This window comes from Klebsiella sp. LTGPAF-6F (genome assembly GCF_001753185.1).
Lineage (GTDB): Bacteria > Pseudomonadota > Gammaproteobacteria > Enterobacterales > Enterobacteriaceae > Klebsiella > Klebsiella michiganensis.
Genome location: NZ_CP017450.1, coordinates 4,257,196 through 4,276,351 on the forward strand (window position 1 = coordinate 4,257,196; position 19,156 = coordinate 4,276,351).

Annotated in this window: 15 protein-coding genes and 1 pseudogene; 4 read left to right on the forward strand and 12 right to left on the reverse strand. The window is 58.6% G+C overall.

Annotated elements, in window-relative coordinates; all coding sequences use genetic code 11:
* Positions 1-116: 116 nt before the first annotated feature.
* A complete protein-coding gene (bglX, locus tag BJF97_RS19795; protein ID WP_071889449.1) occupies positions 117-2,414 on the reverse strand; it encodes a beta-glucosidase BglX in 2,298 nt (765 codons plus the stop codon).
* 194 nt (positions 2,415-2,608) lie between these two features.
* On the opposite strand from bglX, the gene dld reads away from it, so the two are divergent.
* Together dld and BJF97_RS19805 are read left to right on the forward strand one after the other, a co-directional pair.
* Positions 2,609-4,351, forward strand: a complete 1,743-nt coding sequence (gene dld / locus BJF97_RS19800) for a D-lactate dehydrogenase (protein ID WP_014839046.1) — start codon at positions 2,609-2,611, stop codon at positions 4,349-4,351.
* A gap of 97 nt (positions 4,352-4,448) precedes the next feature.
* On the forward strand, positions 4,449-5,003 hold the full coding sequence (locus BJF97_RS19805) for a GNAT family N-acetyltransferase (protein ID WP_004138576.1): 555 nt from the start codon (positions 4,449-4,451) through the stop codon (positions 5,001-5,003).
* 94 nt (positions 5,004-5,097) lie between these two features.
* Here BJF97_RS19805 and pbpG read toward each other — a convergent pair whose 3' ends face one another.
* Both pbpG and BJF97_RS19820 read right to left on the reverse strand, forming a co-directional pair.
* The gene (gene pbpG / locus BJF97_RS19810) at positions 5,098-6,045 is read right to left on the reverse strand and encodes a D-alanyl-D-alanine endopeptidase (RefSeq protein WP_014230138.1); all 948 of its coding nucleotides are present in this window, start codon (positions 6,043-6,045) and stop codon (positions 5,098-5,100) included.
* A gap of 176 nt (positions 6,046-6,221) precedes the next feature.
* Complete coding sequence (locus tag BJF97_RS19820; protein WP_004122818.1) at positions 6,222-6,809, reverse strand: Yip1 family protein; 588 nt, start codon at positions 6,807-6,809, stop codon at positions 6,222-6,224.
* A gap of 155 nt (positions 6,810-6,964) precedes the next feature.
* Between BJF97_RS19820 and BJF97_RS19825 the strand changes: the two genes are divergently transcribed.
* On the forward strand, positions 6,965-7,534 hold the full coding sequence (locus BJF97_RS19825; protein WP_014230139.1) for a DedA family protein: 570 nt from the start codon (positions 6,965-6,967) through the stop codon (positions 7,532-7,534).
* 105 nt (positions 7,535-7,639) lie between these two features.
* On the opposite strand, the gene mdtQ is transcribed toward BJF97_RS19825, so the two are convergent.
* The gene (gene mdtQ / locus BJF97_RS19830; RefSeq protein WP_032693699.1) at positions 7,640-9,079 is read right to left on the reverse strand and encodes a multidrug resistance outer membrane protein MdtQ; all 1,440 of its coding nucleotides are present in this window, start codon (positions 9,077-9,079) and stop codon (positions 7,640-7,642) included.
* A gap of 119 nt (positions 9,080-9,198) precedes the next feature.
* Between mdtQ and BJF97_RS19835 the strand changes: the two genes are divergently transcribed.
* Complete coding sequence (locus tag BJF97_RS19835) at positions 9,199-9,933, forward strand: class I SAM-dependent methyltransferase (RefSeq protein WP_032693698.1); 735 nt, start codon at positions 9,199-9,201, stop codon at positions 9,931-9,933.
* 63 nt (positions 9,934-9,996) lie between these two features.
* Here the strand turns inward: BJF97_RS19835 and ascB are convergent, their stop codons facing one another.
* The 8 genes and pseudogenes from ascB to gtdA form a co-directional block, all read right to left on the reverse strand.
* Complete coding sequence (gene ascB, locus BJF97_RS19840) at positions 9,997-11,391, reverse strand: 6-phospho-beta-glucosidase (RefSeq protein WP_014230142.1); 1,395 nt, start codon at positions 11,389-11,391, stop codon at positions 9,997-9,999.
* A gap of 17 nt (positions 11,392-11,408) precedes the next feature.
* Positions 11,409-13,380: pseudogene (gene bglF / locus BJF97_RS19845) on the reverse strand (PTS beta-glucoside transporter subunit IIABC).
* 53 nt (positions 13,381-13,433) lie between these two features.
* The gene (gene bglG, locus BJF97_RS19850) at positions 13,434-14,267 is read right to left on the reverse strand and encodes a transcriptional antiterminator BglG (RefSeq protein ID WP_014230144.1); all 834 of its coding nucleotides are present in this window, start codon (positions 14,265-14,267) and stop codon (positions 13,434-13,436) included.
* A 152-nt stretch (positions 14,268-14,419) separates the two neighbouring features.
* The gene (gene dusC / locus BJF97_RS19855) at positions 14,420-15,358 is read right to left on the reverse strand and encodes a tRNA dihydrouridine(16) synthase DusC (protein ID WP_014230145.1); all 939 of its coding nucleotides are present in this window, start codon (positions 15,356-15,358) and stop codon (positions 14,420-14,422) included.
* Between the two features lie 173 nt (positions 15,359-15,531).
* Entirely contained in the window at positions 15,532-16,725 is a 1,194-nt protein-coding gene (locus BJF97_RS19860; protein WP_014839052.1) for a 3-hydroxybenzoate 6-monooxygenase, read from the reverse strand.
* An 8-nt stretch (positions 16,726-16,733) separates the two neighbouring features.
* Entirely contained in the window at positions 16,734-17,378 is a 645-nt protein-coding gene (maiA, locus tag BJF97_RS19865) for a maleylacetoacetate isomerase (protein WP_032693695.1), read from the reverse strand.
* Between the two features lie 8 nt (positions 17,379-17,386).
* Positions 17,387-18,085: a fumarylacetoacetate hydrolase family protein gene (locus BJF97_RS19870; RefSeq protein ID WP_014230148.1), complete on the reverse strand. Its 699-nt coding sequence runs from the start codon at positions 18,083-18,085 to the stop codon at positions 17,387-17,389.
* A 23-nt stretch (positions 18,086-18,108) separates the two neighbouring features.
* Complete coding sequence (gene gtdA / locus BJF97_RS19875; protein WP_014839053.1) at positions 18,109-19,146, reverse strand: gentisate 1,2-dioxygenase; 1,038 nt, start codon at positions 19,144-19,146, stop codon at positions 18,109-18,111.
* Between the last annotated feature and the right edge of the window lie 10 nt (positions 19,147-19,156).

A 19,156-nucleotide genomic window follows, 5' to 3' on the forward strand; every position in this document is an offset into this window, starting at 1 on the left:
AGCGTAGTTCATTTGGGGCGGAGCGGAAAAAGAAAAGGCCGATAAATCGGCCTTTGGGGTAAGGAATGCCTGTTCCCGGGTGGCGGCCGCAGCCTCACCCGGGCGACAAATCACCATTACAGCAGTTCAAACTCGCTCTGCTTCACGCGGGCGGAGTCGACGCCGATAAAGACGTTGAATTTACCCGGCTCGGCGTCGTACTTCATCTGCTGGTTCCAGAACTTCAGCGCTTCAACGTCAATCGGGAAGCTGACGGTTTGCGTCTCACCCGGCTTGAGGGTCACCTTTTTAAAGCCGCGCAGCATTTTCACCGGACGGCTCATGGAGGCGGTAACGTCCTGCAGATAAAGCTGAATCACCGTCGCCCCTTCGCGCTTGCCGGTATTGGTTACCTGCACGCTGGCGGTCACGCTGCCGTCGCGCTGCAGGGTCGGCGCCGACATTTTCACGTCGGAAACGCTAAAGGTGGTGTAGCTCAGGCCGTAGCCAAACGGATAGAGCGGGCCGTTGGCTTCATCAAAGTAGCGCGAGGTGTACTTGTTCGGCTTATCCGCATTGTACGGGCGACCGGTGTTGAGATGGCTGTAGTAGGTCGGGATCTGCCCCACCGAGCGCGGGAAGGACATGGGCAGCTTGCCAGACGGGTTGTAGTCGCCGAACAGCACATCGGCAATGGCGTTGCCGCCTTCGGTACCGGCAAACCAGGTTTCGAGGATCGCATCAGCCTGCTGATCCTCTTTCACCAGCGCCAGCGGGCGACCGTTCATCAGCACCAGCACCAGCGGTTTACCGGTCGCTTTCAGCGCGCTAATCAGGGCGCGCTGGCTCGGCGGCAGGGTGATGTCGGTGCGGCTGGAGGCTTCGTGGGCCATGCCCTGCGCCTCGCCCACCACGGCAACCACCACGTCGGACTGCTTCGCCGCCGCCACGGCTTCGTCAATCATCTCCTGCGGCGAGCGCGAGTCAACCTGCACCGCTTTCTCGTACAGATTGAGGAAGTCGACGATGCCTTTATCGTCAGTGACGTTAGCGCCTTTGGCATAGATAATCTTGCCTTTGTCGCCCAGCGCGTTCTGCAAACCGGTCAGCACGGTGACCGACTGATCGGCCACGCCCGCCGCCGACCAGCTGCCCATCATGTCGCGCTTGCTGTCGGCCAGCGCGCCGATTACCGCGATAGTGCCCGATTTTTTCAACGGCAGCGTATCGAGGCGGTTTTTCAGCAGCACCAGGCTTTCACGCGCCACTTCGCGCGCTTCTTTGCGATGCAGGCGGCTTTCGGCGTTGGTATCCTGCGGATCGGAATCTTTCGGCCCCAGGTGGCTATACGGGTCGTTAAACAGGCCCATATCATATTTCACGTTCAGCACGTGGCGGGTCGCGTCATCCAGCTCCGCCATCGTCACCTTACCGGACTTCACCAGTCCCGGCAGATACTTGCTGTAGTACTCGTCGCTCATGCTCATATTGATGCCGGACTTCAACGCCACGCGCACCGCGTCTTCCGGGTCAGACGCCACGCCGTGTTTGATCAGCTCTTTGATAGCGCCATGGTCTGAGACGGTGATGCCTTTAAAGCCCCACTGGTCGCGCAGCACGTCCTTAAGCAGCCAGGCGTCGGAGGTCGCCGGGGTACCGTTGAGCGAGTTGAGCGCCACCATAACCGCGCCGCTGCCCGCATCCAGCCCCGCTTTGTAGGGCGGCATATAGTCGTTGAACAGGCGCTGCGGGCTCATATCAACGGTGTTGTACTCTTTGCCGCCTTCGACCGCGCCGTAGGCGGCAAAGTGCTTGACGCTGGTCATCACCGAGTAGCGATCCGCCGGGCTTTTCCCCTGCATCGACTCCACCATCGCCCTGCCCATCTCGGTGGTCAGGTAGGTATCTTCCCCGAACCCTTCCGAAGCGCGGCCCCAGCGCGGGTCGCGGGAGACGTCGACCATCGGCGCCCAGGTCATGTTCAGGCCATCATCGGCCGCTTCGTAAGCCGACACCCGCCCGACGGTGTTCACCGCGTCGAGGTTAAAAGAGGAGGCCAGGCCAAGGCTAATCGGAAAGACGGTACGCTGGCCGTGGAGCACGTCATAGGCGAAAAAGAGCGGGATTTTCAGGCGGCTGAGTGCCATCACCTGATCCTGCATAATGCGGATATCATGGCGGGTCACGGTGTTAAAAATCGCCCCCACCTGGCCTTCTTTGATCATCTCGCGGATGGCCTCTTTCGGGTTATCCGGGCCGACGCTAATTAAGCGCAGCTGACCGATTTTTTCATCCACCGTCATTTTCGTCAGCAGTTCCGTCACAAACGCATCCCGCGCCTGCGGCGTTAGGGGATGATTGCCGAACAATTCATCCGCCAGCGCCGGTTGCAGCGCCAGGCTCACAGCGACGCCTACAGTACAAAGCCATTTCATTTTTATCCCTCATTGTTCCAGTCGACCAGATCGGCGAAAAGATAGCAAAAATCGAAGTCTGCCATAAACATAAACGAGACGCCTGAATAAAGCGCGCGTTGTTCTCTGATTTTTCGAAACATTGATGCATCAAATTGTCATACAAAGCGCTATTCTTATTTTTGATAATTTTGTACCACCACAAGGAGTGGAACATGTCATCTGCAACAACCTATAACAACGCTTTTCTGGCTGAACTCGCCCGTCTGGTCGGCTCGTCCCATCTGCTCACCGACCCGGCTAAAACCCAGCGCTACCGTAAAGGCTTTCGCTCCGGCCAGGGCGACGCGCTGGCGGTGGTCTTTCCCGGTACCCTGCTGGAGCTGTGGCGCGTGCTGAACGCCTGCGTCAACGCCGATAAAATCATTCTGATGCAGGCGGCCAACACCGGCCTGACCGAAGGCTCAACGCCGAACGGTAACGATTATGACCGCGATATCGTCATTATCAGCACCCTGCGCCTGGATAAACTGCATCTGCTGGATAAAGGCGCGCAGGTGCTGGCTTATCCCGGCACGACGCTCTATTCGCTGGAAAAAGCGCTGAAGCCGCTGGGTCGCGAACCGCACTCGGTCATTGGTTCATCCTGTATCGGGGCATCGGTGGTCGGCGGGATCTGCAACAACTCCGGCGGCTCGCTGGTACAGCGCGGCCCGGCGTACACCGAAATGTCGCTGTACGCGCAAATTGATGAAAACGGCAAGCTGACGCTGGTGAACCACCTCGGCATTGACCTCGGCACCACGCCGGAGCAAATCCTCAGCCGCCTCGACGACGAACGGGTTAAAGATGAAGATGTCCGCCACGACGGTCGCCACGCCCACGATCATGATTACGTCACCCGCGTGCGCGACGTGAATGCCGATACCCCGGCGCGCTACAACGCCGACCCGGACCGCCTGTTTGAATCCTCGGGCTGCGCCGGCAAGCTGGCGGTGTTCGCCGTGCGCCTCGATACCTTCCCGGCGGAAAAACGCCAGCAGGTGTTCTACATCGGTACCAACCGCCCGGACGTGCTGACCGAAATTCGCCGCCATATTCTCGCCGAGTTCAACCATCTGCCGGTGGCGGGCGAGTATATGCACCGCGATATTTACGACATCGCCGAGCAGTACGGGAAAGACACCTTCCTGATGATCGACAAGCTCGGCACCGATAAAATGCCGTTCTTCTTTACCATGAAGGGCCGCACCGACGCGATGCTGGAGAAAGTGTCGCTGTTTAAGCCGCACTTCACCGACCGCTTTATGCAAAAGCTGGGTCACGTCTTCCCGTCGCATCTGCCGGAGCGAATGAAAACCTGGCGCGATAAATACGAACACCATCTGCTGCTGAAAATGGCGGGCGACGGCATCGAAGAGGCTCAGGCCTGGCTCGGGGAATATTTCCAGAATGCCGAAGGGGATTTCTTCGTCTGCACCGCAGAAGAAGGCAGCAAAGCCTTCCTGCACCGCTTTGCCGCCGCGGGTGCGGCGATCCGCTACCAGGCGGTTCACGCCGATGAGGTGGAAGATATTCTGGCGCTGGACATCGCCCTGCGCCGTAACGACACCGAATGGTTTGAGCATCTTCCCGCCGATATCGATAGCCAGCTGGTGCATAAGCTCTATTACGGCCACTTTATGTGCCACGTTTTCCATCAGGATTACATCGTGAAAAAAGGCGTCGATGCCCACGAACTGAAAGAGAAAATGCTGGTGCTGCTGAAGGAGCGGGGCGCCCAATATCCGGCCGAGCATAACGTCGGCCATCTGTATGAAGCGCCGGAAAGCTTAAAACGCTTCTATCGCGAAAACGATCCCACCAACAGCATGAACCCGGGGATTGGCAAAACCAGTAAGCAAAAATACTGGGGAGAAGCGCAGGATAAACCGACGAGCGCGACCGAACCGCAATAATCCGCACGGGGGACTGTTCAGCCGCGGGGCTTCTGTATTACGCTGCACGCCGGAGAAATTTCCTCTCCGGCAAACCCGTTTAAGGAATTAATCCATCATGTCCGCAGTGGATAAGCTACACGACGCTGACTTAGAGATCCGCGAAGCGCTGCCCGATGACGCCCACGCTATCGCCGCGCTGTACGTCTGGCACGTGCTCAATGGACGCGCCTCTTTTGAAGAGATCCCGCCAACCGTGGATGAGATGCGCAAGCGAATCAAAACCGTGCGCGATAGCGGGCTGCCGTGGCTGGTTGCCCTGTGGCGCGGCACCATCGTCGGCTACTGCTACGCCACCTTTTACCGCCCGCGTCCGGCCTACCGCTACACCCTGGAAGAGTCGATTTACGTTGAGGCGGGAATGGGGGGACGCGGTATCGGCAGCGCCCTGCTCTCGCGGTTAATTGAGAAATGCGAACAGGGACCGTGGCGACAAATGCTGGCGATTATCGGCGATGGCCACAGTAACGCCGGGTCGATTGCGATTCATAAAAAGTTCGGTTTTAGCGTGGCGGGTCAGCTGCGCAGCGTCGGCTATAAGATGGGCGACTGGCGGGATACCTTGATTATGCAACGCCCGCTCGGCGATGGCGACTGGACGCTGCCGGAGTAACCCCCCGGCTCGCGCTGCGCTTAGCCGGGCTACGGTACAGCGCGGTTCGGTAGCCCGGATAAGGCGTTTACGCCGTAATCCGGGGAAATGGGGGTTAATCGTTCTGCGCGGTCTGCGCGCCGCCTTTCAGCATCGCATCGGCCATCTGCGCTTCACGCTGCTTTTTATAGCTGAGCGCGGAAGCCGGAACCGGCATCACTTTTCCCGTTTCAATCCACGTTCTCAGGCGGCTGGCATCGGCGAAGTGGGTATATTTGCCAAACGCATCCATCACCACCAGCGCCACCGGGCGCTGATTAATCACCGTACGCATAATCAGGCAGTGGCCCGCCGCGTTAGTAAAGCCGGTTTTGGTCAGCTGAATATTCCAGTTATCGCGGTAGACCAGATGGTTAGTATTGCGGAACGGCAGCGTATAGGCCGGATGGGCGAATGTCGCCATATCTTCTTTGGTGGTGCTCAGCTGGCCAATCAGCGGATACTGCTCGCTGGCGATCAGCAGCTTAGTCAGATCGCGGGCGGTAGAGACGTTATGAATCGACAGACCGGTGGGCTCAACGTAGCGGGTGCGGGTCATCCCCAGCGCCTGCGCCTTGGCGTTCATCGCGCGGATAAAGGCGTCATAGCCGCCCGGATAATGGTGCGCCAGGCTGGCGGCGGCGCGGTTTTCCGACGACATCAGCGCCAGCAGCAGCATATTGCGGCGGCTGATTTGGCTGTTCAGACGCACCCGTGAATAGATCCCTTTCATTTCAGGCGTCTGGCTGATATCAACGGTCAGCATCTCATCCAGCGGCAGATGGGCATCAAGCACCACCATCGCGGTCATCACCTTGGTGATCGACGCCATCGGGCGAACCAGGTCCGGCTGGCTGGCATAGATGATTTTTTTGCTGGCAAGGTCGACGATCATCGCACTGCCGGAAGCGATATCCGGCTGGGAGGCGGTCACCGCCGTGGAGGTTTTAGCCAACGCCTGGGGCGCAAAAGGCACAGCCAGCAGCAACGTCAGGCTGAGCAAAGAAACTCGAAATTTGGTCATCGTGAACATTCTGAAAAGTATTTTTGCACGTTATGAACGTACGCCGCGGCGCTGGGGTGATGACGCCGCTGGCAAAAATCATCATACCTTGTCAGAACGCGAGCTGGCTAATAAGAATCGTGAACAAATGCTGCATTGCCGACATAAAAATCTATTTATGCCGGCAATGAGTTAAATCAGAAGAGCCTATATCCGTATCCCCAGAGAATAACGGTAATCGCCAACAGCACTTCCAGCACCAGCACCCCTATCGCCAGAGTCGAGCTGGCGAAGCTCAACCCCTCTTCTTTGTTGATCCCCAGGAACGTGGGAATACCGAGATACAGCAGATAGCCGGTGTAAAGCAGCGCGACGGTCCCGACCAGCGCGCACAGCCACACCAGCGGATAGAGCGCCACGAGCCCGCTGAGGAAAAGCGGCGTGGCGACATAGCCGGCGAAAACCATACAGCGCTTAAGGGAAGGCCGCTGCGGATAGCTTCGTGCCATCCACCAGATAACCCGCCCCATCACCGCAACCCCGGCGAGCATCACGGCGTAAAACAGCACCGCCAGGGCCAGCCCGGTCATCAGCGACAGTTTTACCACCGTGCCGTCGCCGAAGTTCCAGCCCAGCTGCGTGGTGCCAATAAAGGCGCAGATAACCGGAACCGCCGCCATGACCAGCACATGGTGCGTATAGTGATGCGAAACGGTTTCGTTTTCGCTTTTAATAACGCTCATCTCTTGATTAGGATGAGAGAAGAGCCCCCAGACATGGTTCATAGCGTCCCCCTTGTCACGGCGTGGTACAGCACTGATCCAAGTATAATTCACCTTATAGATTATTTTGTGTACAGCGAGAAAAATGCGCTTCCCCCGCATTTTTATCATCAGGGTGTATGATTAAGGGACTGACGTTTTATGGAGTTAATCTTTATATGGATATCAATAACCTGATTTCCCAGTACGGCTACGCGGCGCTGGTCATTGGCAGCGTGGCGGAAGGCGAAACCATCACGCTGCTCGGCGGCGTGGCGGCACATCAGGGATTATTGAAGTTCTGGCTGGTGGTTATCTCGGTCGCCCTGGGGGGGATGATTGGCGATCAGCTGCTTTATTTACTCGGCAGGCGCTTTGGCGGACGGATTCTGCGGCGATTCGCACGCCAGAAAAAGCGGATCCAAAAGGCCCAGCGGATGATCCAGCGTCGCCCCTACCTGTTTGTCATCGGCACCCGCTTTATGTACGGCTTTCGGGTTATCGGCCCGCTGCTGATTGGCGCCAGCCGCCTGCCGCCGAAGGTGTTTCTGCCGCTGAATATTGTCGGCGCGATTATCTGGGCGTTAATTTTTACCACGCTCGGCTATCTCGGCGGGGAAGCGATTGGCCCGTGGCTGCATCATCTGGATGCGCATCTGAAGCACTGGATCTGGCTGATTCTGGCGGTGGTGCTGGTGGTTGCGGCGCACTGGTGGCTAAAGCGCCGCGAGGCAAAGAAGAAAGAGTGACGAGAGTTCCCGGATGGCGGCGTAAACGCCTTATCCGGGCGACAACCCCACAGATCGCATGGGCCTGTAGCCCGGCTAAGCGCAGCGCGAGCCGGGGAAACAGAACTACTTCGCCGCCTGATGATACCCGCCGCCCAGCGCGGAGGTCAGCTGGATGCTGGCATCAAGCCACTGGCCGTGCAGGCGCAGCGCGGTGACGCGCTCCTGCAGCGCCGGCAGCTTCGCCAGGCTGACGCGCGAGCCGGAAATAATCCCGGCGTTCATCCGCGCCTGCGCCAGCGCGACCATCCGCTGAGCATCTTTTTCAACCTGCTGCTGCTGCTGATTTTTCGCCATCAGCGTTTCCATCTGGCTGGCGGTTTTCGCCACCTGATTAACCGCATCGACCACCGCTTTGTTGTACTTCGCTATCGACAGGGCATTTTGCGCGCTGGCGATATCCAGATTCGCGTTCAGGCGGCCGCTATCAAAGATCGGCAGGGTCAGCCCGGCGGTGACGCCCATCTGCTGGGCAGAGTGGCGGAACAGATCGCTGAGATGCAGGGCATCCTGCTGCAGGAAGGCCATCAGGTTGATATCCGGATAAAACGCGGCTTTCGCGGCATCAACTTCGCTTAATGAAGCCTCGATATACCAGTGCGCGACCTGCAGGTCCGGGCGTCGCGCCAGCAGCTCATAGCCCAGCTGGTTAGGCATTTGCGCGCTGACGGCGGGTAAATCCGCCGGATGAAGATTCAGCGCCTGGCTCTGGCTGTTGGTCAGCGCCATCAGCCGCGCTTCAATCTCCTTCATATTGCCCGCCACGTCGGCGAGCTGCTGATCGGTTTTACTGACGTTAATATCGTTCTCGGCCCCTTCGGCCGAGTTGGTGATCCCGCGTTGATACAGCGCAGTATCCACGGTAACGACATTATTCTGTTCGCGCTTCACCTGCGTCAGCACGTTTTTAATGGCCGCTTCGGTCTGCCACTGCCAGTAAAGGCGGGCGACGCTGCCGGCCAGCAGTTCGCGGGTCTGGGCTTCTTCGGCGACCTGGGCTTTGACTTCACCGATGCGCGCTTTGAGCAGCGCGCGGTTTTTACCCCACAGGTCCAGATCCCATCCGGCGGTCAGTCCGAAGGTGCCGTTGGTGTACCACGGCCCGGTATTGCCGTCGGTATCGGTGGCAAACGGCCCCATCAGCCCCTCGGAGGACATTTTCTGCCGTTCAATATCGGCGGAAAAATCCAGGTTCGGCCCCAGGCTGGATTGCGACATCCGCGCCTGCGCTTCCGCCAGCCTGATGCGCTGTTCGGCAATCTGCATATCCGACGCATTGGCTAAGGCACGCTGAATCAGGCTATTGAGCTGAGGGTCATGGTAATCCAGCCACCAGCTGCTCTGCGGCCAGCCGTTTTTCACGGCGGCGGGCAGTTCCGTTGCGACGTGGGATGCCGGGGTTTGCTGCTGGAGCGGCTTGCCAGTATCGTGCGATGGCGCGCAGCCCGCCAGCGCGATAACCAGTGGCAGGCCAGCCAACGCGCGTATGCTCAAAGTCAGGTTCATGAAATCGGTCAGATGATTAAATAAGGTCGGGTATATTAAGCTACTTGCATCCTAGCCGTTTAGTAAAGCGTGTGCCGTAACTATTAGCAGACTAAAAATAAACTTCTCATGGAGTGACAATGAGTCAGAACATCTATGACGATCCCGCTTTTTTTGCCGGATACGCCACCCTCGACCGTTCAGTCAAAGGGCTGGAAGGCGCGCCCGAATGGCCGACCCTTCAGCAAATGCTTCCGCCATTATCCGGTTTACGCGTCGTCGATCTTGGCTGCGGCTACGGCTGGTTTTGCCGCTGGGCCCGCGATCGGGGCGCCGCGCAGGTGGACGGGCTGGATCTCTCCAGTCGAATGCTGGAGCGCGCCCGCGAAATGACGGAGGGCGAAGGTATCCGCTATCGCTGCGAAGATCTTCAGACGCTTACCCTGCCCGCCGATAGCTGCGAGCTGGTCTATAGCTCGCTGGCGCTGCACTATCTGCCCGACGTGGCGCCGCTGTTCACCACCGTTTACCGGGCGCTGACGCCCGGCGGCACGCTGCTGTTCTCCGCCGAGCATCCCATCTATACCGCCCCGCCGCGTCAGGGCTGGCAGGTGGATGAGAACGGGCAGAAAAGTTGGCCAGTGAGCCACTACCAGCAGGAGGGCGAGCGCATCAGCAACTGGTTTGCCGACGGGGTGAAAAAGCAGCACCGCAAGCTTTCCAGCTGGATAAACCAGCTGATCGCCGCCGGTTTTATCATCGAGCATCTGGATGAGTGGGGACCGACGGCGGAGCAGATTGCCGCTCAGCCGGCGCTGGATGAAGAAAAAGAGCGGCCGATGATTTTTCTCCTGCGCGCGCGCAAGCCGGCGTAATAGGCAAAAAGGCCCGGAAGTTATCCGGGCCATAAGGCTGATGTTAGCTTCGTGCTCAGGGCATTACTCTTTTAAGCTGCCGCCGTTGGTGGCGATTACCTCTTTATACCACCAGAAGCTTTTCTTGCGGCTGCGCGCCAGGGTGCCGTTGCCTTCATCGTCGCGATCGACGTAGATAAAGCCATAGCGTTTGGACATCTCCGCCTTCGACGCGCTCACCAGGTCGATAGGCCCCCAGCTGGTATAGCCCATCAGCTCAACGCCGTCCTCTATTGCCTCACGAGCCTGCACCAGATGGTCGTTAAGGTAGCTGATCCGGTAATCGTCGTTGATGCTGCCGTCGGCTTCCACCTTATCCTTTGCGCCCAGGCCGTTTTCCACGATAAACAGCGGCTTCTGATAGCGATCCCACAGCACGTTCAGCAGCGTGCGCAGGCCAAGGGGGTCAATCTGCCAGCCCCACTCCGAGCTTGCCAGGTGCGGGTTCGGCACCATGCTGAGAATATTGCCGCGCGATTTTTTGTTCAGCTCTTCGTCGGCGGTCACGCAGCCGGTCATATAGTAGCTGAAGGAGATAAAATCAACGGTCTCTTTCAGGGCTTCGCGATCGGCATCGGCGATCTCAAGGCTAATGCCGTTGTCGCGGAAATAGCGCAGCATATAGCCCGGGTAAGCGCCGCGGCACTGGACATCGCCAAAGAACTGCCAGCTGCGGTTCTGCTGCAGGGTTTCAAAAATATCGTCCGGTTTGCAGCTCAGCGGATACATCAGGCCGCCGAGCAGCATGTTGCCGATTTTGCCCTCAGGCACGATGTCATGGCAGGCCTTAGCCGCCAGCGCGCTCGCCACCAGCTGATGATGAATGGCCTGGTAGACTTCAGCTTTGCTGCTGTCGGCCGGCAGACCGACGCCGGTCATCGGCGCGTGCAGGGACATATTGATTTCATTAAAGGTCAGCCACAGTTTGACCTTCGCCTGGTAGCGCGCAAACACCGTACGGGCGTAGCGTTCGAAGAAGCCAATGACTTTGCGATTGCCCCAGCCGCCGTAGTTTTTCACCAGCGCCCACGGCATCTCATAGTGGGACAGGGTCACCAGCGGAGTAATATTGTGCTTCGCCATTTCATCAAACAGCTTATCGTAAAAGGCCAGCCCGGCTTCGTTTGGCTGCGCCTCATCGCCCTCAGGGAAAATACGCGCCCAGGCAATGGATACGCGCAGGCAGTTAAAGCCCATCTCGGCAAAGAGGCTGATATCCTCCGGATAACGATGGTAAAAATCGATAGCAACATCTTTTATACCGCTATCGCCAGGCACGCGTTCTACGACGTCGCCAAATACGCCGCGCGGCTGGACGTCAGAAGTGGTTAATCCCTTCCCGTCTTCCAGATAAGCGCCTTCAACCTGGTTTGCCGCGGTCGCGCCGCCCCATAAAAACGCCTGTGGGAATGTCTTCATTCATCTCTCTCCTGTGATTAACGGCTTACGGACAACAGCGGCTGACCGGCATCCACCGCGCTGGCGGATACGATGTCGAGAGCACGAAAATCGTCGCTGTTGCTGATAATAATGGGCGTCGCCAGATCGTAACCGGCGTTCAGAATCGCCTGACGGTCAAACTCCAGCAGCAGATCGCCCGCTTTGATTTTGTCGCCCTCTTTAACGTGGGCGGTGAACGGTGCGCCATCGAGCTTGACGGTGTCGATGCCCACGTGGATGAGCAGCTCGATTCCGCTATCGCTCAGCAGACCGATGGCATGTTTCGTCTGAAAAATCGAGGCGACCTCGCCCGAGAACGGCGCAATAACTTTGCCCACTGAGGGGATAATCGCCACGCCCTGGCCAAGTAAACCGCTGGCGAAGGTGCTATCGGGAACCTGATCCAACGCCAGTACGCTGCCGGTCATCGGCGCCAGGATGTCATTTTCCGAGGCCGGAGCCACCACAACGGCCGCCTGTTCAGCGGTGCTGCGCGGCAGCCCGGCGACTAACGTGAGAACGCAGGCGATAATTAAAGCGGCAACCGTCCCCAGCGCGCCGCCCCATACCGTGGCGTCAATGCCCTGCGGCGGGATCATCTGCGCCAGGGTGAAAATATTACCGAAACCGAAAGAATAGACGTGGCTGTCGCTAAAGCCGACAATCGCGCCGCCGATGGCGCCAGCGACGCAGCCGAAGATAAACGGACGGCGGAGCGGCAGATTCAGCCCATAAATCGCCGGCTCGGTCACGCCGAAGATCCCCGCGGATACCGCCGAGCCCGCCAGCACTTTTTGCCGCGCATCGCGGGTGCGCAGGAAAATCCCCAGCGCGGCGCCAACCTGCCCCATCACCGCCGGCAGCAGCATCGGCATCATCGAATCATGGCCAAGCACGGCAAGGTTGTTAATCATTAACGGTATCAGGCCCCAGTGCAGCCCAAAGATGACGCACACCTGCCACAGCGCCCCCATCGCCGCGCCGGCAAGCCAGGGCGCAACCTGATAGATAAGCTGATAGCCGTTGGCCAGCTGCTGGCTCAGCCAGGTCGCAACCGGGCCGATAATCAGAAACGTGAGCGGGACGACCACGGCCAGGCAAATCGCCGGGGTAAAGAAGTTCTTCATCGACGAGGGCAGTATCGCGTTGCTGCGCCGCTCAATCCAGCAGCTCACCCACGAGGCGAGGATAATCGGGATGACCGATGAACTGTAATTGATAAAGGTCACCGGAATCCCAAGGAAATACTCCGTCGCGGCGTCAGGCGCCATACTGGCTTCAAAAGATTGAATCATCAGCGGGTGGGTTAACGCGCCGCCGATCACCATGGTAATAAAGGCGTTGCCGCCAAATTTCTTACCGGCGGTATAGCCGAGAAACAGCGGGAAAAAGAAGAACAGCGCATCGCTGGCGGCAAACCAGATTTTGTAGGTTGCCTGCTGCGTCGTTAACCAGCCGCAAACCACCGCCAGCGCCAGCAGCCCTTTGAGGATCCCCGAGGCCGCCAGGACGCCGATAAACGGGGTGAAGATACCGGAAACCACGTCGATAAGCTGGCCGATAATCGACACTTTTTCGCCTTTCACCGCCACCGGCTCGCTGTCATCCGTCAGTCCGGCTTCGCTGCGCACCGCCAGCCAGACATCGTGCACGTGGTTACCGATGACCACCTGAAACTGGCCGCCGCTTTCCACCACCATGATGACGCCAGGATTCGCCTTCAGTCCTTCGGCATCCGCCTTCTTGCTATCTTTGAGCTTAAAACGCAGCCGCGTTGCGCAGTGAACCAGACTCACAATATTCTCTTTGCCACCAACCCGGCTGAGAATATCCTGCGCGAGTGCTTTATATTCCATGCTGTTTTTCCTTACTTCCGCTGCCCGCAGGCATCGTTAACTGAGTATTAAAAATAAAAAAACCCGAGAACAACGCCGTGTAGGCGTTGCGCTCAGGTTTTGCCTGCGTAATGCAGTAACAATCCAGTTGTAGCGCGGGAGCTATGCGCCAGGCCCGATCGGCGCTTAGCGTCCCTCTTTTCTCACCCGCTCAATATGAATGGCGAGAAACATAATTTCTTCCGTCGTCAGCGGCCGCTGGTAGCTCTTTTGCAGGTGCCGGGCGACGGTTTCCGCACACTTCCACGCTTTAGGGTAGTTATCCTTTACCGCGCTGTGCAGCGTCACATCATCATCTTCGACCACCGTTCGCGTCAGCATACGCTGGGCGAAAAACTTGAGATGGGTGACAAAGCGCTGGTAGCTCAGCGACTCTTCGTCGTAGTTCAGCGTCAGCTGATACTTCACCAGCTGCAGGATCTCCTGCATGACCCGGGTGACGTGCATCACTTCCGGCATTTCGCTGTTGAGCTGCGCCGTGACCAGATGCAGGGCGATAAAACCCGCTTCATCTTCGGCCAGTTCAACCCCGAGCCGTTTGGCGATAATCGCCCGCGCTTCCTGCCCTAACTCAAATTCCTTCGGATACAGCCGCTTTATTTCCCACAGCAGCACATTACGAATAGCGATGCCCTTCTTCTGCCGCTCAATCGCAAAGTGGCAGTGGTCGGTCAGGGTAATGTACAAACTATCCTGTAACTTCCCGAGACGACCGCGCGCCAGATCGATAATCCGATCGCAGGTCGTCATCACTTCTAACGGTATCTGACTGAGTAATTCACCTAAACGGCCAACCAGTTCATCGCTCTGCAGCGCGAAGACCTTTTCAATTTTACTTTCATCAAGAGAGTCACCAACGCGTTTCTGAAAGGCAAGTCCTCGGCCCATGACCACCTGTTCGCGCTGCTGCTCATCAACAACCACCACTACATTATTATTAAGTACTTTGGCGATTTGCATATGAACCCCAAAAACAAAAAAACCTGACCCCGACGGATGCCAGGAAATCAGGTTTTGCCTGCCGGAGCAGTAACAATCGGTAGTGAGTATTTCACTGTCCCCCGGGTAATCTCAATGGGACAAGCTAAAAAATGTGATGCCGGTCAGATAGTTTAGCTACGCCAGTCGTTAATCGTGCGCGCTATGCTGGTTGAATCCTGTAGGGTGCGTACCGCGCTGAACAGGTCAGCCGCTTCGAGGTACTCTTTACGCAAATAGCTCAGCCACTGTTTTATCCGCGCGACGTGATAAAGGCCGGTGTCGCCCTGCTTTTCCAGACGGGTGTATTTTTGCAGCAGTTCGACCACCTGCGGCCAGGGCATACGCGGTTCGTTATATTTTATCACCCGGCTCAGGTTTGGAACGTTCAGCGCGCCGCGGCCAATCATCACCGCATCGCAGCCGGTCGCGGCCAGGCAATCCTGGGCGCTTTGCCAGTCCCAGATTTCACCGTTGGCCACCACCGGGATAGTCAGGCGCTGACGGATTTCGCCAATAGCCTGCCAGTCAATGCGCTCCGCTTTATAGCCATCCTCTTTGGTGCGGCCGTGAACCACCAGCTCGCTGGCGCCCGCCTGCTGGACCGCATCGGCAATTTCAAACCGCCGCTCGCCGCTGTCCCAGCCAAGCCGCACTTTTACCGTGACCGGCAGATGGCCGGGAACCGCCTCGCGCATCGCTTTGGCGCCGCGATAGATAAGCTCGGGATCTTTGAGCAGCGTCGCCCCGCCGCCGCTGCCGTTCACCAGCTTTGACGGGCAGCCGCAGTTAAGGTCAACGCCCCAGGAACCGAGCTCGACCGCGCGAGCGGCGTTTTCCGCCAGCCACTGCGGATACTGCCCGAGCAGCTGCACGCGCACGCGGGTGCCGGACGGCGTCAGGCTGTTGTTATGCAGTTCCGGACACAGTCTGTAGAACGATTTTACCGGCAGGAGCTGATCCACCACGCGCAAGAATTCGGTGATGCAGAGATCGTAATCATTCACTTCGGTCAGCAGCTCGCGCACCAGCGAATCGAGCACGCCTTCCATCGGCGCCAGTAATACACGCATATTGTTTTTTCATTGCCCGGAAAAAAGAGGCGCTATGTTAGCGCCTCTGGATGCGGGTTGAAAGGGGCCAAGATCGGTTTTCCCGGCGGCGGCGCTGCTGCTTCCCGGCTTGCGCTGCGCTTAGCCGGGCTACAAGGTCACCTCTGTCTGCGCCCCGGGAAATGCACAGCCGCTTAACGTGGTTCCAGGCAGTTATCCTCTTTCCAGCCGTACAGCCACTCGATGCCGCGATAAAACTCGCTCTGGGTCTTGCCTTTCCACAGCAGGTTGCGTACCTGGCGCTCAACGCCGGCGGCGTGATAGACCCGCCCCATTTCACGCGTCGACCAGACGATCCGCGCGGTACGCGGAATACGTACCGACTCATACAGCGCGAAAGCGCGGGCGGCGTCGCCGTCGCACTGCGCCAGGGCTTTACCCAGCGTCACCGCGTCTTCCAGCGCCATACAGGCCCCCTGGGCCATATACTGCGCCACCGGGTGAGCGGCATCGCCAACCAGCGTGATGCGGTCGTTGCCCCATTTCTCTACCGGCTCGCGGTCGGCGGTGGACCAGCGCCGCCAGGAGGTCGGCTTATCCAGCATCTGCCGGGGACGCGGGTGAATGCCTTTAAAGTAGGAGAGCACCTCTTCTTTACTGCCGTCGCGCACGCCCCACTCTTCTGTCTCCCGGCTGTGGAAGGTCACCACCAGATTGTACTGCTTGCCGCCGCGCAGCGGATAATGCACCAGGTGGCAGTGCGGACCGGCCCACAGCACCGGCGCGTTAATGCGCAAATCGTCCGGCATATCGGCGGCGTCGACCACCGCGCGATAGACTACATGGCCGGTCACCCGCGGCGTATCGCCCAGCAGGCTCTGGCGCACCACCGACTTCACGCCGTCGCAGCCGATCAGGATATCCGCCGTCCAGCTGTTGCCTTTGTCATCGAAAACCGTCACGTCGTCGGCGGTCTGGCGGATATCCACCACCTGGGTCGAGGTGCGGTACTCCACGCCCGGATGACTCTGCGCCGCCTCCCAGACGGTGGCGTGGATGTCTACCCGGTGGATCACCGCATACGGCCCGCCAAAATGGTCGCGGAACGCCTGTCCGGTCTCAATATGCACCACCTCTTCGCCGCTTACCGCATCCATCATGGTGATATGGTCGGTAAATACCGCCCGCTGCCGGGCGACTGCGCCGACGCCGAGGCTGTCCAGCGCCGAGAACGCGTTAGGGCCAAGCTGGATCCCCGCGCCGATTTCGCCGATTTCATGCGCCTTTTCCAGCAGCATCACTTTGATGCCCTGGCGCGCCAGAGAGAGCGCCGTGGCCGCTCCGCCAATACCACCGCCGACAATAATTGCTCGCATCACTTTTGCCATGTTGCCTCCTAAGCCGGGATCTTATCTTGTTGGTTTTCCGGCGCGGCGGCGATAAACGCCGGTAGCCGGGTGCAGACGTCATAGACCGCCTGGCAGCGCGGATAGTGGCTGAGATCGCAGCCCATTCTCAGCGCGTTGGCCCACTGCGGAACCAGACAGCAGTCTGCCAGCGTGGGCGCATCGCCCACGCAAAAATCGCCGGATTTCGCGTGGCGCAATAGCTGCTCGACGGCGCTGAATCCCTGCTGGATCCAGTGCGCATACCAGCGCTTTTTCTCCTCTTCGCTCACCTTCAGTTCGTCGCTGAGGTAGCGTAAAACGCGCATGTTGTTTATTGGGTGAATATCGCAGGCGATGGCGTAAACAATCTCCAGGACCCGCATCCGCGCGCTGTCCTCCTGGGGCAGCAGCAGCGGCTGCAGATAGTGCCGATCCAGCCAGTCGGCAATCGCCAGCGACTGGCCGAGAGATTCACCATCATCAGTAATCAACGTTGGCACCAGGCCAACCGGATTCAGCCGCCGGTACTCCAGCGCGTTCTGCTGACCGATGCGGATATTGACGCCCACGCTCTGGTAGTCGATGCCTTTCAGCGCCAGCGCGATGCGCACGCGGTAGGAGGCTGAGCTATTGAAAAAACTGTACAGCTTCATCATTCACCTCACACCACGCGCACGGCGATTGGCGTCAGTCCATCTACGTTGCCGGTGATGACATCGCCTTTCACCACCGCGCCGACGCCTTCCGGCGTGCCGGTGAAAATCAGATCGCCGGGCTGCAGCTCAAAGAAGCCGGAAAGATAGCTGATGGTTTCATTGACCGACCAGATCAGGTGACGAATATCGCTGCGCTGATGATCTTCCCCGTTTACCTGCAGCCAAATTCCGGCCTGGTTCACGTCCGCCGTATCCGCTTTATGCAGCGGCGCAATCGGCGCGGAAAGGTCAAAAGCTTTACCAATCTCCCACGGACGGCCCATCTGGCGCATCTCCATCTGGCGATCGCGGCGGGTCATATCCAGCCCCGTGGCATAGCCCCAGATATACTCATGGGCCTGCTCCAGCGGGATATCGCTTCCCCGCTTGCCAATCGCCACCACCAGTTCAATTTCGTAGTGATAGTTGTCGGTTTGCGTCGGATACGGTAACTCCAGCGTCTCTCCCGCAGCGACGGGCACCACCGCATCGGCTGGCTTACAGAAGAAAAACGGCGGTTCGCGATCCGGGTCAAAGCCCATTTCACGCGCGTGAGCGGCGTAGTTGCGGCCCACGCAGTAAACGCGGCGCACCGGGAACTGCTCATCGCTGCCGACAACCGGAACGCTAATCGGGGCCTGGGGTGCAAAAACGTATTGAGTCATGATGGATTCCTTATTCTTCATTTTTAATAACGCGCTTCGCGGAACAGGCCGAGCGCTTCCTGCACGGGACGGTCCGAAAAGCTGAATAACACGGTATCTTCGGCAGAGTTAAAAGAGACGGCGTGCCAGGTCGGCACCACGAAGATATCTTTTGCCTGGAAGGCGAAGGTCTGTTCGCCAATGGTGACCTGGCCGCTGCCTTCCACCACGTGATAGATAGTGCTGTCGGTGGTTTTCGCCGCGCGTGAGGTAAACCCTTTCGGTAACAGCTGCAGGAAGGCGCCCATCGACGGCATCGGATAGCCGCCGGTAACCGGGTTAACGTAGCGCATTTTATAGCCGTCCCACTCGTCGGCATCGCCCATACGCGTCAGGTCGTGCAGCGCTTCGCGGCTGCGGTCGTAGCGATAGTTAAAGATGGGCGAAGAGTTACCGACCTGATGGCGCAGCGGCAGCATATTGGCGGCGTAGCGCGGCAGGTAGTCTCCCTCTTTGCGGGTCACCGGCTGCTGATCTTCCGGGTAATCCTCAGCGAAGCCGCAGCCCAGATAGTTCACCAGCGGCAGGTCGAGGCCGTCGAGCCAGACCACCGGCTCATTGCCGGGATTGCCGTGATCGTGCCAGCGCCACTGCGGCGTCAGAATAAAGTCGCCGGCGCGCATGGCGGTGCGTTCGCCGTCGACGGCGGTAAATGCCCCTTCACCTTCAACCACAAAGCGCAGCGCCGACTGGTTATGACGGTGGCTCGGCGCCACTTCGCCGGGCATGATCAGCTGTAAACCGGCGTACAGCGAGGAGGTAATCGATGACTGTCCGCGCAGCGCCGGGTTCTCCAGCACCAGCACGCGGCGTATCGCCTCTTTCGCGCCAATCAGCTCGCCGCTTTTCAGCAGCAGCGGACGAATCTCCTGATAGTTCCAGTAGGCCGGTGCACAGGTAGGATTCGGCGTTTTCGGCACCAGATGGTGCAGCGATTCCCAAAGCGGCGTCAGGTTTTGGCCGGAAATATGCTGATAGTACTGCTGACGGTCTTTATTGATTTCCATTGAAGATTGAGTCATGAGCGTTCTC

Bases quoted from the DNA above. Each gene is read 5' to 3' on its own strand.
- bglX (WP_071889449.1), bottom strand. From the start codon at position 2,414: ATGAAATGGCTTTGTACTGTAGGCGTCGCTGTGAGCCTGGCGCTGCAA.
- dusC (WP_014230145.1), bottom strand. From the start codon at position 15,358: ATGCGTGTATTACTGGCGCCGATGGAAGGCGTGCTCGATTCGCTGGTG.
- mdtQ (WP_032693699.1), bottom strand. From the start codon at position 9,079: ATGAACCTGACTTTGAGCATACGCGCGTTGGCTGGCCTGCCACTGGTT.
- bglG (WP_014230144.1), bottom strand. From the start codon at position 14,267: ATGCAAATCGCCAAAGTACTTAATAATAATGTAGTGGTGGTTGTTGAT.
- BJF97_RS19805 (WP_004138576.1), top strand. From the start codon at position 4,449: ATGTCCGCAGTGGATAAGCTACACGACGCTGACTTAGAGATCCGCGAA.
- BJF97_RS19860 (WP_014839052.1), bottom strand. From the start codon at position 16,725: ATGGCAAAAGTGATGCGAGCAATTATTGTCGGCGGTGGTATTGGCGGA.
- ascB (WP_014230142.1), bottom strand. From the start codon at position 11,391: ATGAAGACATTCCCACAGGCGTTTTTATGGGGCGGCGCGACCGCGGCA.
- BJF97_RS19870 (WP_014230148.1), bottom strand. From the start codon at position 18,085: ATGACTCAATACGTTTTTGCACCCCAGGCCCCGATTAGCGTTCCGGTT.
- pbpG (WP_014230138.1), bottom strand. From the start codon at position 6,045: ATGACCAAATTTCGAGTTTCTTTGCTCAGCCTGACGTTGCTGCTGGCT.
- dld (WP_014839046.1), top strand. From the start codon at position 2,609: ATGTCATCTGCAACAACCTATAACAACGCTTTTCTGGCTGAACTCGCC.
- gtdA (WP_014839053.1), bottom strand. From the start codon at position 19,146: ATGACTCAATCTTCAATGGAAATCAATAAAGACCGTCAGCAGTACTAT.
- BJF97_RS19825 (WP_014230139.1), top strand. From the start codon at position 6,965: ATGGATATCAATAACCTGATTTCCCAGTACGGCTACGCGGCGCTGGTC.
- BJF97_RS19820 (WP_004122818.1), bottom strand. From the start codon at position 6,809: ATGAACCATGTCTGGGGGCTCTTCTCTCATCCTAATCAAGAGATGAGC.
- BJF97_RS19835 (WP_032693698.1), top strand. From the start codon at position 9,199: ATGAGTCAGAACATCTATGACGATCCCGCTTTTTTTGCCGGATACGCC.
- maiA (WP_032693695.1), bottom strand. From the start codon at position 17,378: ATGAAGCTGTACAGTTTTTTCAATAGCTCAGCCTCCTACCGCGTGCGC.